Source organism: Lacinutrix algicola (assembly GCF_001418085.1).
Lineage (GTDB): Bacteria > Bacteroidota > Bacteroidia > Flavobacteriales > Flavobacteriaceae > Lacinutrix > Lacinutrix algicola.
Genome location: NZ_LIQH01000027.1, coordinates 88,832 through 104,386, shown reverse-complemented (window position 1 = coordinate 104,386; position 15,555 = coordinate 88,832). Strand labels below are relative to the sequence as shown.

Here is a 15,555-nt window from a genome sequence, read left to right as displayed (position 1 = left end):
AATGAATTTTTCTCTAATCATCTGTACATACATGAGACCACAACCACTTTTAAAGTTGTTGCAGTCGGTTAAAGAGCAAACGTTATATCCTAATGCTATTTTAATTATTGATGGTTCTACAGATAATAAAACGGAAACTATTTTAAATGAAAACAGCTTTAAAAACTTACAGTATTTTAAAGTAGATAAAGAAAATCGAGGACTTACAAAACAACGTAATTTTGGAATAAGTAAAGTTGATGAATTTTCAGAAATCACTTGTTTTCTAGATGATGATACTGTTTTAGATTCAAAATATTTTGAAACTTTAATAGCAACTTATGCGCTTTATCCAAAAGCATTAGCTGTTGGAGGTTATATTACAAACGAAGCGCAATGGCAAAAACAATCTACAGAAAACGATGAGCACTTTTTTTATTATGATGGTTGGCAACGTGAAGAATCTTCACGTTTTAGATTACGTAAAACTTTTGGATTACAACCAGATACAGAACCAGGCTTTTTACCTAATTTTTCTCATGGTCGTTCCATAGGCTTTTTACCACCTTCTGGTAAAGTTTACGAAGTAGAACAACTCATGGGTGGCGTTTCTTCTTATAAATCCTCAGTATTTAAAACCTTTAAATTTTCAACCTATTTTGAAGGTTATGGTTTGTATGAAGATGCCGACTTTTCAATACGTTTAGCAAAAATAGGTAAGCTTTATATTAACACTAATGCACAATTATGTCATTATCATGATGGCTCTGGTAGACCAAACCAGTATAATTATGGTAAAATGGTACTAAGAAATGGATGGTATGTTTGGAGAGTAAAGTACCCTAATCCTAGTTTTAAAGCACGTTTTAAATGGCATTCGACTGCCTTTTTATTAACAAGTATTCGATTTGCAAATGTAATAACAACCAAAAGTAGAAAGGAAGCATTAACAGAGTCAATTGGACGCACTATTGGTTGGTTTTCCCTTATCTTTAACAAACCTAAAGCGCGTTAATTATTTTGAGTTTAAAGTCAGATTTTATAAAATATAAAAAGTATAGTGGGAATAAATCTACTCTAGTTTTGTTGTTAACTCAACAAGGTCTTTGGGCTTTAACAGTTTATAGAATATCTAATAAAATTTTTAAAAGTTCACTACTAAAACCTATTAAATTAGTTTTGTTAGGGTTAGCAATTATTTATCAAAAGTGGATTGAGATTATTACAGGTATTAGTATTCCTTATTCTGTAAGTATTGGCAAGCGTTTTTATATAGGACATTTTGGAAATATTATTATTAACTCTAATGTAAAAATTGGTGATGATTGTAATATCTCTCAAGGTGTAACTATTGGTGTAAGTGGAAGAGGAGATAAAAGAGGTGTTCCAACAATTGGTAACAATGTATATATTGGAGTAAATGCTGTAATTGCTGGACCAATAATTATAGGTGATAACTGTGTTATTGCAGCTAATTCTTTAGTGACTAAATCTATAGCGCGTAATGCTGTTGTAGTTGGTGTTCCAGGTAAAATTGTTAATTACAATAGCTCTAAAGATTACATATAATGAAGTTTTTAGTAATAACAAATGCACCAACATTAAAAGATGAAAACGGCTATAAAGCATATGCTCCTTATGTTAGAGAAATGGATATATGGAGCAATCATGTCGATTATTTTAAAATAATATCTCCAACAAAATACAATCAACCTTTATTAACTATTCCTTTTAAAAATCAACCAAGTGTTGTTTCTATTCGTGGTTTAAACTTCTCTAGTGTACAATCTGCATTAATTAGTTTAGTTAAGTTACCTATAGTAATTTTTAAGCTATTTAAAGGTATGTTTTGGGCAGATCACATTCATTTGCGTTGTCCTGGAAATATAGGTTTATTAGGCTGTATTGTACAGATTTTTTTTCCGAAGACAATTAAAACAGCAAAATATGCTGGGAATTGGGATCCAGAAGCAAAACAACCATTAAGTTATCGGTTTCAAAAATGGATATTGAGTAATACGTTTTTAACTAAAAATATGCAAGTTTTGGTTTATGGAGATTGGAAAAATCAATCTAAAAATATTAAACCATTTTTTACTGCAACCTATAGAGAAACAGAAATAGAAAAAGTTGAAAGACGAGATTATAACACATTGCTTAAGTTTGTATTTGTGGGAAGTTTAGTTGTTGGTAAACGACCATTGTTAGCAATAAAAATTATTGAAAATTTAAAACAAAAAGGATACAATGTCTGTTTATATTTATTCGGAGATGGTATTTTAAAATCTGAATTAATTCAATACGTTTTGGAACATAAAATTGAAGACATTATTACTATTCAAGGTAATCAAACAAAAGACGTTGTAAAGTCTGCTTTTAAGACAGCACATTTCTCAATTTTACCTTCTCAATCAGAAGGTTGGCCAAAAGCCATAGCAGAAGCTATGTTTTTTGGCTGTATTCCTGTGGTTACCAAAATATCATGTGTACCTTTTATGTTAGATTATGGAAAGCGTGGTATTTTAATTGAGGCAGAATTAGAGCTCGCAACGGAATCCTTAATTGAGGCGATAGAAAACAAAGAAGATTTATCAATAAAATCTAATGCTGCTTTGCAATGGTCTCAGCACTATACTTTAGATTTGTTTGAAAGTGAATTGATTAAACTATTAAAACCATAAATGAGAGTTTTACAACTTATAGATTCTTTACATCCTGGAGGAGCAGAGCGTGTAGCAGTTAATATTGCTAATGCTTTAGCTTCCAGTATTGAGAAGTCTTATTTATGTGTAACGAGAGAAGAAGGCTTACTAAAAGAGAGTTTAAATCCTCAAATTCATTATTTGTTTTTAGATAAAAATAAAACAATAGATGTTAAAGCTATTAAAGTATTTAGTGCTTTTGTAAAGTTTCAAAAAATAGATATAATTCATGCGCATTCTACCTCATTTTTTTTAGCGACTATTATTAAGGTATTGAATAAAAATGTAAAAATTGTATGGCATGATCACTATGGAAATAGTGAGTTCCTAAGGAAGCGTTCTTATAAAATGTTAAAGAAATGTTCGAGGTCTTTTTCTATAATTTATAGTGTAAATAAAGAGTTAGAGGATTGGGCACGTTTAAAATTGAGTTGTAAAACAGTTGCCTATTTACCAAATTTTGCAGTACTAAATAAGGTCGAAGGTAAAACAAAACTAAAAGGCATAGAAAATAAACGGATTATTCATCTAGCTAATTTACGTGATCAAAAAGATCATTTTACCTTACTTAGAGGATTTTCTGAAGTTGTAAAACTATTTCCTGATTGGACATTACATTGTGTAGGTAAAGATTTTAAAGACGCATACTCGCATTCAATTCGTCAAGAAATAAAGGCGTTACAATTAGAAAACAATGTCTTTATTTATGGAAGTAAATTTGATATATCTAATATATTAAGCCAAACAAATATTGCTGTGTTGTCATCAAAATCGGAAGGTTTACCTATTGCTTTATTAGAATACGGTTTTTCTTGTTTACCAGTTGTGGTTACCAACGTTGGAGAGTGTGGTAAAGTGATTTTAGGTGGTAAATTAGGTGCTTTAATCTCTTCTAATGATAGCGTTTTACTAGCTAAAGCCATTACAAACTATATAAAAAATCCCGAATTAGCGAAAGAAAAAGCAGTGGCTTTTAAAGCACATGTGTTTAGTATGTATTCGTCCAAAGCTGTAATAGGTAGTTTGATTTCTAATTATAATATTATTTTAGAAGCTAAATGAAGTTTTTAAACGATATAAAATTAATAGGATTACATGTGCTAATTGCAATTGCGGTTTACATCATTCCGGTGCTTTCTAATGTTTACTTGTTAAGTATCTTTGTTTACTTTTTCTTCAGAATAATAAAATCGCCAATTAAAGGTAAAACATTAGAAATTTTATTGGCTTGTGGTTATATTATAGGCGCTGAGGTTTTTATAAGAATGACAGGTGGAAGCCTTTTATATGAAGCTTCAAAATACATGGTTATTTTTTTTAGTATTGTAGGTATCATTAGCACCAGAATTTCTCAAAAGAGTTTTGTTTATGTACTCTATCTTTTATTGCTAATTCCTGGTATTTTTGTCACAGGATTTAATCAAACTACTGAAACAATTATAAGAAAAGCCATAGCTTTTAATTTAAGCGGACCAGTATGTTTGGGTTTTGTAGCTATTTTTTGTTATCAAAAAGCGATTATGTATTCCAGTTTTCAAAAGCTATTACTTTACATTGGTTTACCTTTAATTTCTACAACTACTTATCTTTTTCTTTACAACCCAAGCGTTAGTGAAGTTATAAGTAGTACAGGTTCTAATTATAGTACTTCTGGAGGTTTTGGACCCAACCAAGTAGCAACCGTTTTAGGACTTGGTATGTTTATATTTTGTGTTCGCTTTTTCTCTAAAGCACCTTATAAATTATTTAAAATAATAAATGTTTTTTTATTGGTTGTTATCTCGTTTCGTGCTATTGTAACCTTTAGTCGTGGAGGTATTTTTGTAGCTATTATAATGATGGCCTTTTTTATTCTATTTTATTATAAAAAATCTACAGGTAAAAACAGAAAGCGAGTTGGTTTATTAACCACTTTGTTTATTGTTTTAGGTCTTTCTATTTGGGCATTGTCATCAATAGAAACAGGAGGCTTTATAGATAAAAGATATAATAATGAAGATGCTTTAGGTCGAGAAAAAAAAGATATTTCTACAGGACGAACTGATTTAATGGCTTTCGAGTTAAATGCGTTTTTAGAAAACCCTTTTTTAGGCATTGGCGTAGGGAAGTCTAAAGAATTGCGTTTCGAAAAAACAGGTGTTAAAGCGGCATCTCACAACGAAATGAGCCGTATTTTATCAGAACATGGATTATTTGGATTGTTTGCTTTTGGTATTCTATTTATTACACCCTTATTGTTTAGAATAAGAGATAAATCTAATATTTTTTTCTATTCTTTTTTTCTGTTTTGGTTTTTAACTATTAATCACTCGTCCATGCGAATTGCTGCACCAGCATTTGTTTATGGTTTGTGTTTACTGTCAATAAATTATAAAGAACCTAGTATTAGAGAAAAAAGAGAACAACTGCTAAAATCAAGATTAGAAGGTTAAATTTCATTATTAGAGTATTATTTATAAAGTACAATCTATTGCGGTTGAATAAACGATACTTTAATAACGCTTTATATTTAAAAGCGCATTTGTACCTTTACTGTTCGGTATTTATTATCTTAGGATATTTTATACTTATTATTGTTTTACTTAATAGTCTCAAGATATTATTTTAATAATGCAAAATCAAAATAAGATTGCAGTTGTAATACCGTACTACAATGCATCAAATCAAATAGTTCGTGTTTTAGAGAAATTGCCAGAGATGGTGACAAAAGTTTACATTATAGACGATTGTAGTCCGCAAGCACTTCCTGAAGCTGCTTTGTCTGCGTTTTCAAATTTAGAGTACATTAAAAACGAGAAAAATTTAGGTGTTGGCGGTGCTACAAAAATAGGTTTCATTAAGGCTATTGAAGATAAAATGGAATTTGTAGTAAAAGTGGATGCAGACGACCAAATGGATACTACTTACATTAAAGACCTTATTGCTCCCTTAGTAAATGGAGAGGCAAGTTATGCAAAGGGTAATCGTTTTAGAGATTTTAAAGCACTTAAAAAAATGCCTTTTACAAGAAAAGTCGGTAATTTAGGTTTGTCATTTCTTACAAAAGCCGCAACTGGTTATTGGAATAATTTTGACCCTACTAATGGTTTTTTTGCAATTAAAACAGATACATTAAAAGACATCGATTTCGACGAAGTAGCGAATAGATATTATTTTGAAACCTCTTTAATTTCTCAATTGTATTTTCAAAATATAGTGATTAAAGATGTAGCAATGCCTGCGATTTATGAAGGAGAAAAGTCTAACATGAACGTTTGGCAAATGCCTTTTGTGTTTGTCCCAAAACTTATAAAAACATTCTTAAAGCGACTCTTTAAATCTTACTTTGTTTACGATTTTAATATATCATCGGTTTATTTATTAATTGGTACTCCATTATTTTTATTCGGTTTTATTTACGGTATTTATACATGGTGGTTTTATTCTAGTCAAGCTGAATTTGCTCCTACAGGTACTATTATGTTGGTGACTTTAACAAGTATCCTTGGTTTTCAATTACTATTGCAAGCTGTACATTACGATATTACAAAAGCACCAAAAGCAAAATAATGTTAACGTTTAATAGAAAGCTGTTTTATTTATTTTTAGTAATAAATCTTACCAAAGTATTATAATGAAAAACATCCTCTACATAGGAAACAAATTATCTTCCAAAGGTAAAACAGCGACTACTATAGATACACTTAGTAGTGCTTTAACTATTGAAGGTTTCAATGTGAAATCAGTATCTAATAAAAAGAATAAGTTTTTGAGATTATTAAATATGTTATTGTCTATTATTAAAAATAAAAATTGGGCAAATTATGTTTTAATAGATACTTATAGTACTCAAAACTTCTATTTTGCTTATTTAAGTAGTCAATTGTGTCGTTTATTGAATTTAAAATACCTTTCTATTTTACATGGTGGGAATTTACCAAACCGACTTAAAAGTAGCCCAAAATTATGTTCAGCTATTTTTAATAATGCACATATAAACGTTGCGCCTTCAGAGTATATAAAATCTAATTTCAATAGTTTAGGATATCATAATATTATAATTATTCCCAATGCTATAGAGATAGAAAATTATGTCTTTATAGAAAGAGATATAGCAGATATTAGATTACTTTGGGTGCGTTCATTCTCTAATTTGTATAACCCTAAATTGGCAGTTTCTATTTTAAAAGCACTTCAAGACGCAGGTATAAATGCAAGTTTGACAATGGTTGGTCCAGATAATGATGGTAGTTTAATGGATACTAAAGCCTATGCTAAATTTTTAAAAGTAGACGTTAGTTTTACTGGTAAATTATCTAAAAATGAATGGATTACATTGTCTAAAGATTATAATGTTTTTATAAATACTACTAATTTCGATAATATGCCAGTAAGTGTTATTGAAGCTATGGCATTAGGTCTGCCTGTAGTTTCTACTAACGTTGGAGGTTTACCCTTTTTAATTCACAATGAAGTAGATGGCTTATTAGTAGCACCAAATAACACAGATGCTTTTGTTGTAGCTATTTTAAAACTTAAAAATAATAAAGAGATTAAAATGCATTTAACAAAGGAAGCAAGAGTAAAAGTAGAACAGTATAGTTGGAAAGTGGTTAAAGAAAAATGGAATTCAATTTTAGAATAAATCTTGTAATATTAACATTACTCATTATCTTTACGCAAAACCACACTAACTAATCCATGACTAAGCAGTCTAGTATTCATTTTGAAATATCAGAGCGGAAAGTCTTATTAAGGCTTTTCGATGTTTTATTTGTAGGTATTACTTTATATCTATTTAGTTCTTTTACTGAATTCGACTATTTCACTATTGATGAAACGCATTGGAGATGGCTACTCGTTTTAGTTATTTATATTATGGGTTTTGGAACCGTTTTCGAGCTTTACGATTTAAAAAAATCGAGTAAAATAGAAAGCATAACAAGTGCCATATTACTTACAACTTCTGTAACCGTTCTTGTTTACCTTTTAACGCCGTATTACACGCCGGTATTGCCAGAAAATCGTATTCAAATCCTTTATTTTTATTTAGCGATATTGTTACCGTTAATAATCTGGAGATTGGCCTATATTACTTTTGTAGCTTCTCCAAGGTTTTATAAAAGAGCATTGTTGGTTGGTGAGATTTCTAGTATTCAGGCTATAGTTTTATCCTTAAAACAAGCTGATCCCAATTATCAAATTATAGGATTTATTAATTGTGAAGAAGAAAAAGAAGATCAAATTAAATTTAACGGAATAACAGAATTTAATGCCAACGATATTCATGAAATTATTGCAGAAGAAAACATCTCGGAGATTGTTGTTGCAAGTTCAAATTCAGAAGCTATTTCTTCTTCTTTATATGTAGATTTAATAACGTTTCTAGAACGTGGTTATCCTATTAGAGAGTATACTCAGGTATACGAAGATATGTCTTATAGAGTACCTGTACAGTTTATTGGAAAAGATTTTTATAAGTATTTTCCATTCAGTCGCAACAATAAAAATAAACTCTATCTCGCTTACAGACGTACTTTTGATTTAATATTATCTGTTTTCGGTATTTTATGTTCTATTTTAATATTACCATTTATTTTAGTAGGAAATAGTATTGGTAATCGCGGACCTTTACTGTATTCTCAAGAACGTATAGGTATAAATGGTAAGCCGTTTAAAATATATAAATTTAGAAGTATGGTTACCGATGCCGAACCTGGAGGCGCTGTTTGGGCTCAAAAAAATGACTCACGAATAACCGCTTTTGGTCGTTTTTTAAGAAGTACTCGTTTAGATGAATTGCCTCAGTTAATAAATATAATTAAAGGAGATATGAGTATTATTGGGCCAAGACCAGAACGTCCAATATTTGTAAATGAATTAGCATCTGTAATACCGTTTTATCATACAAGGCATATTGTAAAACCAGGATTAACCGGTTGGGCTCAAGTAAAAGCACGTTATGGTTCTAGTGTTGATGATAGCTTGGTGAAATTAGAATATGATTTATACTATATTAAACATCGTGGCTTTTTATTAGATTTTAATATTATAGTCAAGACTTTAAGTACGGTTATCTTTTTAAGAGGACAGTAAATTTGTTTTCTTTCTTTGCAGCCTAGAATAAACATAAAAACTAAATTAGTAAGTAGCTTTATTTTTTCTTCGGAAGTAACCTAGAATATAAATACAATAGCATTTATTTTTCAAAATCAGATAAACTTAAAAAAGAGTTAGAAAGTATAACTGCTTTTAAACTTTACGTGTTAAAAAACGAATTAAATAAATATACCTTACAGCCAATGCAATTAGTAAAGGTATAAGCGCGTAAGCATAAACCTGAACGCCAATAAACCAATGCATAGTCATTAAACAAAGCATAATAACAAGAAACTTTAAATAGCTTACAAACCAACGCTTAGGCGCACTTTTAGAGACTTGAAATAAAGCTATTAAGCTAATTGGGCAAGCCCATAATAGATTGTAGTTATATGCAGTTGCAGTATGGTCTGTTGCAAACCAAAGAAGCAATAATAGTAAACCAATAATACCTGTTATTGTAAAAAGTATTACATCTAACCACTTAGAGCGTTTATCGTTTTTATTATCCTTAAAAGTGATAAATACTATACCAAAACTTAAAAGCGAAAGAATAACTATTGGGCTGGTTATAAAGCTATCTTTTTCAAAAGGTTCATCTTGTGCATAGAGAATTTTAGATGTTTTTACAATGGGTTTATTGGTGTTTTTAAAAGAAGCTTCTTCAAAAAACTGAAAAATGTTTTCTGGTAAAAACATATATTCTCTAGGGCTTGCTGTCTTGTCTATAACAGAACCTAAAGCAATGTCAATACCAAAACTTCCCCAAGAATTCCAATATAAATTATTTTGTATTAAATCTCTAAAGGTTTCGTTTTTATAAACCTTAGGCGTATTATATTTTATGTTTCCATTTAAAACCGTTTCAGCGACATCACGCATTTTGGTAGCACAATTATCGTAGAAAAAGTCGTAAAGGTATGGTCTGTTTTCAGGCTTGTAGTTATTGCCCAAGTAATTTAAAAGTGTTTCTTTTTGATCTTTGTTTAAATTAAGAACTTGTTCTTTTATGGTTCTATTCTGACTTTTATAATACGCGATAATATCTCGAGTATTAGCTGCTCCCATTAAGTATTTTAATTTTCCTTTCGCAAAATTGGTGTAGAAATTAGGATCTTCAAAATTATATCTTCCGTAGTCGTAAACAACATCTAAATATTCATTTTTCACTCTAAACCCATTGTGTCCAAAACTATCGTTTAATAAGTTTCCAGGTCCAATAGTAATAATACTTATTTCGGTATTATTTGTAAGTTGTGGTACTTGAGAAAATGAAAAAAAGAAAGAAAGTAGGAGTGAAGTAAGTAAAAGTTTCTTCATATTTTTTTATCTAAAAGCGCTAAAGTCTAATTTTACCGAGAATACGTTAGAATATAATGCGGCACTTTGATCGCCAATATCTGTAAAAGCATAATCTATATAAATACCTTTGTATTTAAAGCCCAGACCAAAACTTGGTTGAAAACTTAAGCTTTCAGAATTATCAATTTGTAATTCATTTTGAAAATTACCAACACCAGTTCTAAGGTATATCATATCTATATAGCCAAATTCAAACCCTAAAGCAGGATTTACACTTGCAAAAGATGTTGAGAAGATATCGTTGTTTTGTTCGAAACGTACATTTAAATCTAATGCTGCTTTTAAGCTATAATCGTAATGAAAAAGATAGCTTTTAGAAATCCCTATTTGTAACTTAGGAATTGTAATCTCTGAAGATTCTGGTAATTCTTGATTTTGACCTTCTACAGCACCTTGTACTCTTGCAAAGGCTTCTTCATCGTAGCTCCAAGAATTAAAAGTTGTTGTAATATCTCTAGCCATTAAGCCAAATTTCCAATTGTTATCATTTTCAAATTGAATACCGGCATCAAATCCAAATCCCCAAGAATTAGCAAAATCACCAATAATACGGCGTATTACTTTGGCATTAATACCATAGTTTAAACCTTGGATAGGTAATTTTCTAGCGTAAGAAAATGTAAAACCATAATCTGCTGTCGAGAATAAACTAATACGATCGTAGTTAACATTACCTTGATCGTCAATTAATTGTGTTGTGTCTAAAATATCATCAACGGCAAAACGTATTAAAGAGAAACCAATAGTACTTTTATCGTCTAAAGGCATTGCGAAAGCAGCATAATCGTAATTAGCAATATTCGCAAAATAACTAGAGTGCATTAATGCTAATTGGTTATCTTCTACATTAACTAAACCTGCAGGATTCCAATATCCAGCATTAACATCGTTAGTGGTAGCAGCTACAGCATTGCTCATGCCAAGAGCAGCAGCATCAACACCAATATTCATGAATTCATTAGAATATTTGGTTTGACCAAAAAGTGTAATAGACACTAAGGTTAGCGCAAGAGTTAGTTGTAGTTTCAATATCAATTTTTTTACAAAGATGGTATAAATTTTCTATTTACTCAAAACAAATAGGTTTTAGGGAATTTAGAGCTCATAATGTTTTTCTTTATTGATATAAAATTTTAGAGCGTAGCCTTAGCTATAGTTTTAAATTTTAATAAAATAAGGAAAAAAGAAACGTCTATAGAAACCTGTAATCTATTAGTTTTGAGTATCTATTAAACTTCAAATTAAATACTATATTGTATAGTGTTACTATAAATTAAAATACTTTACTATTTTTACAAAAAAACTAACCAATGCAAATTAAAAAATTTATTCCAAATTTTATAACACTTCTTAATCTGTTATGTGGCAGCATTGCAGTATTATTCGCAGTTAACAATCTTTTTGTTACTTCTGCATTATTTGTTTTTTTAGGTATATTTTTCGATTTTTTCGATGGTCTTTTAGCTCGTAAACTTAATGTGCAAAGTGAACTAGGTTTACAATTAGACTCTCTGGCCGATATGGTTACTAGTGGTCTAGTACCAGGAATTATTCTTTATAAATTAATAGCAATAGCTGTAGATGCGCCACCAATGGCAGCTTCTAACGAATGGTCTTTACATTGGTCTGGGTTTTCAATGTCTTTTGTGCCAATTATTGGTTTGTTTGTAACTTTAGCTTCGGCTTACAGGTTAGCAACATTTAATCTAGACGAAGACCAACAGACCTATTTTAAAGGCTTGCCAACACCGGCAAATACATTACTTATTATGTCGTTACCATTAATTATGGAGTTTCAACATAACGATATTATCAATGCCATTATATTAAATAAATGGTTTTTAATTGGGCTTGCTCTTTTAAGTTGCTACTTGCTTAATTCGGGTATTAAGCTATTCGCATTAAAATTTAAAGACTATAGTTTTAAAAATAATGCAATGCGCTATGTTTTTATTATTCTAAGTTTAGTCTTATTAATAGTACTGCATTTTGCCGCAATACCAGTAATCATATTATTATATATTCTTCTTTCTTTAATTCAAAATAACAAAAACTAATGGGTCAAATTATTTTTACACTAATTATGTTAGTGGCTTTACAAGCTGTTTTAGGTTTCGATAACTTACTATATATATCTTTAGAATCTAAAAAAGCACCACTATCCGAACAAAAAAGTGTTCGTAAAAAAGGAATATTAATAGCTATTTTTTTAAGGATAATATTATTATTTGTGTTAGTAAAAGTCATCGTGTTTTTTCAAGAGCCTTTTTCTTGGCTAACAGGAGAAATAGAAGATATTGTAAAGTTTTCGTTTAATGGGCACAGTATTATTGTACTTGTTGGTGGAGCTTTTATTGTTTATACTGCAATAAAAGAAATCTGGCACATGATTTCACTTCAGGAAAATAGTCATAAAGTAGACGATGTAGAGCGTGGTACAAAAACGGCAAATGCTGCCATTACAAGTATTGTAATTATGAATTTGGTTTTTTCTTTCGATTCTATTTTAGCAGCCATTGGTTTAACCAGAGAAATTGAAGATTCTACAGTTGCTTTTATTGTTATGGCTATTGCCATTGTTGTTAGTGGATTATTAATGTTATTTATGGCCGATAAGATTTCTAGTTTTTTATCTAAAAACAGAATGTACGAAGTCTTAGGTTTATTTATTCTTTTTATAGTTGGAATTATGTTAATTACAGAAGGTGGCCACTTGGCTCACTTATATTTCTTTGGAAATGAAATTGTACCAATGAGTAAAACAACCTTCTATTTTGTAATCGCCATACTTGTTATTGTAGATGTTGTGCAAGGTCGTTACCAAAAGAAGCTGTTAAAGGAGAATAATAATTCAAAAAAAGCTTAAGCTATTAATACTTTTAATATGAAAGATTTAAAATTCCCTTTACAGTTTAGTTTTCACATTGGTACGCTAGCAAACGATTTTACAGCAAAAGATGCTAATGGCAAGACAGTAGCTTTTGTAAAGCAAAAAATGTTTAAGCTTAAAGAAGCGATTACTATATATTCAGATTCGAATAAAACAAACGTTGCTTATACTATTGCAGCAAACCAATGGTTAGATTTTTCAGCAGCTTATGCTTTAAAAGATGCAGATGGCTCTATAATTGGTAAAATTGCTAGAAAAGGTTGGGCTTCGATATGGAAAGCTAATTATGAAATTATAGACCAGCACGACAAAATACAATACCACATAAAAGAAAACAATGCTTGGGTAAAGGTTTTGGACTCTATATTGGGAGAAATACCTGTTTTAGGATTCTTTACAGGTTACTTATTTAATCCTACTTATAACGTTACTAATTTAAGAGGTGAAATTATTGTTAAGTTGAAAAAAGAGCCTTCTTTTTTCGGAAAAGAGTTTAAAGTTGAACTTGTTAAGCCAATAGATAACGACGACGACGATCGTATTATGTTAAGTTTAATGATGTTGGTTTTATTAGAGAGACGTAGAGGTTAGAAATTGTAGTTTACAGTAGAAATTAAAACTTTAAAACCATTTATTATTAGTATGAAAGTATCTCTTGCTAATGTATTACTAAGAAAAATTTGCTTTATATTTTGCTTAATAGTTTCAATGCTTTCTTATAGCCAAGAACGTATTGTAAATGCAAGTATAGAAGTAGATAACTATGGGAATTTGTATGTTAATACTAAATTACCAAATTTAGATATTAAAAAGGATACCATAATAGTTAGTGGGCAAGTACTTATCCATAAAGACCAAGCATCTTTAATAGGAAGTGTTAGATTAGGTAAGCCTAATTATACGCAATACATACCTAAAAAAAACAGTTTTAGTTATCTAGTAAATTTGCCCAAAGGTAAAAACGATAGCTATTTAAAGACTAAAGATTTCTTCTTAACAACAATCAATTATTTAACGACATTAAAAGAAGACTATAATAATAGAAAAACGTTTAGTATTCAAACCAAACTTCCCAAAGAGTTTACTTTAGTTTATCCTAATAAAAGTGATTTAGAAAACACTCATTTATATTCACCACCAATAATTGCTGGAGACTTTTATAATAGTAAAATAAAAGGATTTGAAGTATACAATTTAAATAGGTATAAAAAGAATAAAGATAAAATTGAAGATATAATTAATGTAATAAATGATGCTTATAGTTTCTATTTAAAGAGCTATCCTGAACGAAAATCTAAACCAAAAATAATATTTATTCCTTTTGTTAGTAAAACACTTTTAGGTAGAACATTAGACAATGTTATACTTCTAAACACTAAAATGATTAAGGATAAAGCAAAATTAAGAAAACGCTTGTTGGCTCACGAAGTTGCTCATTTGTTTTGGGGAGTTTCTGGTATTAGGTTCAAAGAGTCTACTTTAACAGAAGGATTGGCAGAATATATGTCTATAAAGTACTTAGAATCTAAAAATGAAGATAGTATTTTAAAAAGTTTATTAAATAGAAAACGACACAGAGTTGAAGGTGTTGAAAATGCTAATCTAGTAACAAAAAGGATTATGAGTAAGAATAGAAGTAAATTTAATTATGAGTTTTCACCACTTCTATTTGTCTATAATGAGAAAAATAATCCTAATTTATATAACGACTTATCTCAGTTTTATAGGAGTAGTATAGTAAACGGACGTATGGTTTCTTTAAGTGAATTTCAAGAGTTTTTAAAGCTGAAAGATTTAAGTTTAATAGATAACAATGTGCTACCAGATTTCTTTGTTACTGAAACTAAAAAAGAGTTAATTATAAATGGACTTACAGTTAGAGACACTAAAGTAGATATAGAGAAAGAACTAACCGACGGAACAAAAGAAACACACAGGTTATCTTTTTCTTATACTGATGATAAGTATACTTTTAGCAAAAACAATTTAGAAAAAGTAACAATAGATCCAGATTATAAGATTTTACAACTCTCTAGATTAAATGATGTTTGGGATAAAAATGAAGCTTCCTATTCTAGTAAGAACAGGTATTTTAATTTAGAAGATGTGCCACCAAAAGCACTAGCGCTTTCAAATAAAATATTAAGTTATCTTGAAGCTAAGGACGACTTATTACTAGATGATTTAACTTGTGAAACAAATGTATTATTAAAGGATAGTTATAAAGCGCTCAAGGAAAAGATACATAATAACAAAGAAGATACTATAACAATAACTGGCGCATCGACTTATCAAAAGAAAGGTTCAAAATACATTTATATAAAAATCGTATATTTTTCTCAAGCCGAAAACAAGTCTAAAGTTCTTTCTTTTCGACTTGAAATGGATAAAGAACAGAAACACGTTCAGAAGTTGAAAGTTAATTAATAGAAATGTTTACATTAATTGATGGTGGATTCCTGCCTTTGCAGGAATGACAACTAATAGAAAGTAGATTTAGGCTATTAAAAGGCATAAAAAAAAACACCATTGGTAAATTACTAA

Annotated in this window: 14 protein-coding genes; 12 read left to right on the top strand and 2 right to left on the bottom strand. The window is 29.7% G+C overall.

Going from position 1 to position 15,555, the window contains the following annotated elements:
- The first annotated feature begins 1 nt into the window (after position 1).
- The 8 genes from ASC41_RS04175 to ASC41_RS04140 all read left to right on the top strand — a co-directional run bounded on the left by ASC41_RS04175 (position 2) and on the right by ASC41_RS04140 (position 8,756).
- Entirely contained in the window at positions 2–994 is a 993-nt protein-coding gene (locus ASC41_RS04175) for a glycosyltransferase family 2 protein (protein ID WP_055435381.1), read from the top strand.
- Between the two features lie 5 nt (positions 995–999).
- Positions 1,000–1,548, top strand: a complete 549-nt coding sequence (locus tag ASC41_RS04170) for a DapH/DapD/GlmU-related protein (RefSeq protein ID WP_055435380.1) — start codon at positions 1,000–1,002, stop codon at positions 1,546–1,548.
- On the top strand, positions 1,548–2,660 hold the full coding sequence (locus tag ASC41_RS04165) for a glycosyltransferase family 4 protein (protein ID WP_055435379.1): 1,113 nt from the start codon (positions 1,548–1,550) through the stop codon (positions 2,658–2,660). The genes ASC41_RS04170 and ASC41_RS04165 overlap by 1 nt, the downstream gene beginning before the upstream one ends.
- A complete protein-coding gene (locus ASC41_RS04160; protein WP_055435378.1) occupies positions 2,661–3,743 on the top strand; it encodes a glycosyltransferase family 4 protein in 1,083 nt (360 codons plus the stop codon).
- Positions 3,740–5,113, top strand: a complete 1,374-nt coding sequence (locus ASC41_RS04155; protein ID WP_055435377.1) for an O-antigen ligase family protein — start codon at positions 3,740–3,742, stop codon at positions 5,111–5,113. The genes ASC41_RS04160 and ASC41_RS04155 overlap by 4 nt, the downstream gene beginning before the upstream one ends.
- Before the next feature lie 178 nt (positions 5,114–5,291).
- On the top strand, positions 5,292–6,230 hold the full coding sequence (locus tag ASC41_RS04150) for a glycosyltransferase family 2 protein (protein WP_055435376.1): 939 nt from the start codon (positions 5,292–5,294) through the stop codon (positions 6,228–6,230).
- A gap of 64 nt (positions 6,231–6,294) precedes the next feature.
- A complete protein-coding gene (locus ASC41_RS04145) occupies positions 6,295–7,305 on the top strand; it encodes a glycosyltransferase family 4 protein (protein ID WP_055435375.1) in 1,011 nt (336 codons plus the stop codon).
- Positions 7,306–7,361: 56 nt separating this feature from the next.
- Positions 7,362–8,756 (top strand): sugar transferase, encoded by a 1,395-nt coding sequence (locus tag ASC41_RS04140; RefSeq protein ID WP_055435374.1) that lies wholly within the window; start codon positions 7,362–7,364, stop codon positions 8,754–8,756.
- Between the two features lie 156 nt (positions 8,757–8,912).
- On the opposite strand, the gene ASC41_RS04135 is transcribed toward ASC41_RS04140, so the two are convergent.
- Together ASC41_RS04135 and ASC41_RS04130 are read right to left on the bottom strand one after the other, a co-directional pair.
- On the bottom strand, positions 8,913–10,079 hold the full coding sequence (locus ASC41_RS04135) for a lipoprotein N-acyltransferase Lnb domain-containing protein (RefSeq protein ID WP_055435373.1): 1,167 nt from the start codon (positions 10,077–10,079) through the stop codon (positions 8,913–8,915).
- Between the two features lie 6 nt (positions 10,080–10,085).
- A complete protein-coding gene (locus ASC41_RS04130; RefSeq protein WP_055435372.1) occupies positions 10,086–11,150 on the bottom strand; it encodes a putative type IX sorting system protein PorV2 in 1,065 nt (354 codons plus the stop codon).
- 281 nt (positions 11,151–11,431) lie between these two features.
- Here ASC41_RS04130 and ASC41_RS04125 point away from each other — a divergent pair, with 281 nt between their 5' ends.
- From ASC41_RS04125 to ASC41_RS04110, 4 genes are read left to right on the top strand one after another with little or no spacing between them, the layout of a single operon-like run.
- Positions 11,432–12,178, top strand: coding sequence for a CDP-alcohol phosphatidyltransferase family protein (locus ASC41_RS04125; protein WP_055435371.1), 747 nt, complete (start codon positions 11,432–11,434; stop codon positions 12,176–12,178).
- Entirely contained in the window at positions 12,178–12,987 is an 810-nt protein-coding gene (locus tag ASC41_RS04120) for a TerC family protein (RefSeq protein WP_055435370.1), read from the top strand. The genes ASC41_RS04125 and ASC41_RS04120 overlap by 1 nt, the downstream gene beginning before the upstream one ends.
- A gap of 18 nt (positions 12,988–13,005) precedes the next feature.
- The gene (locus ASC41_RS04115; protein ID WP_055435369.1) at positions 13,006–13,602 is read left to right on the top strand and encodes an LURP-one-related family protein; all 597 of its coding nucleotides are present in this window, start codon (positions 13,006–13,008) and stop codon (positions 13,600–13,602) included.
- Positions 13,603–13,653: 51 nt separating this feature from the next.
- Positions 13,654–15,438 carry a hypothetical protein gene (locus ASC41_RS04110; protein ID WP_152971411.1) on the top strand — a complete coding sequence of 595 codons (1,785 nt, stop codon included), beginning with the start codon at positions 13,654–13,656 and terminating at the stop codon, positions 15,436–15,438.
- Positions 15,439–15,555 lie beyond the last annotated feature (117 nt).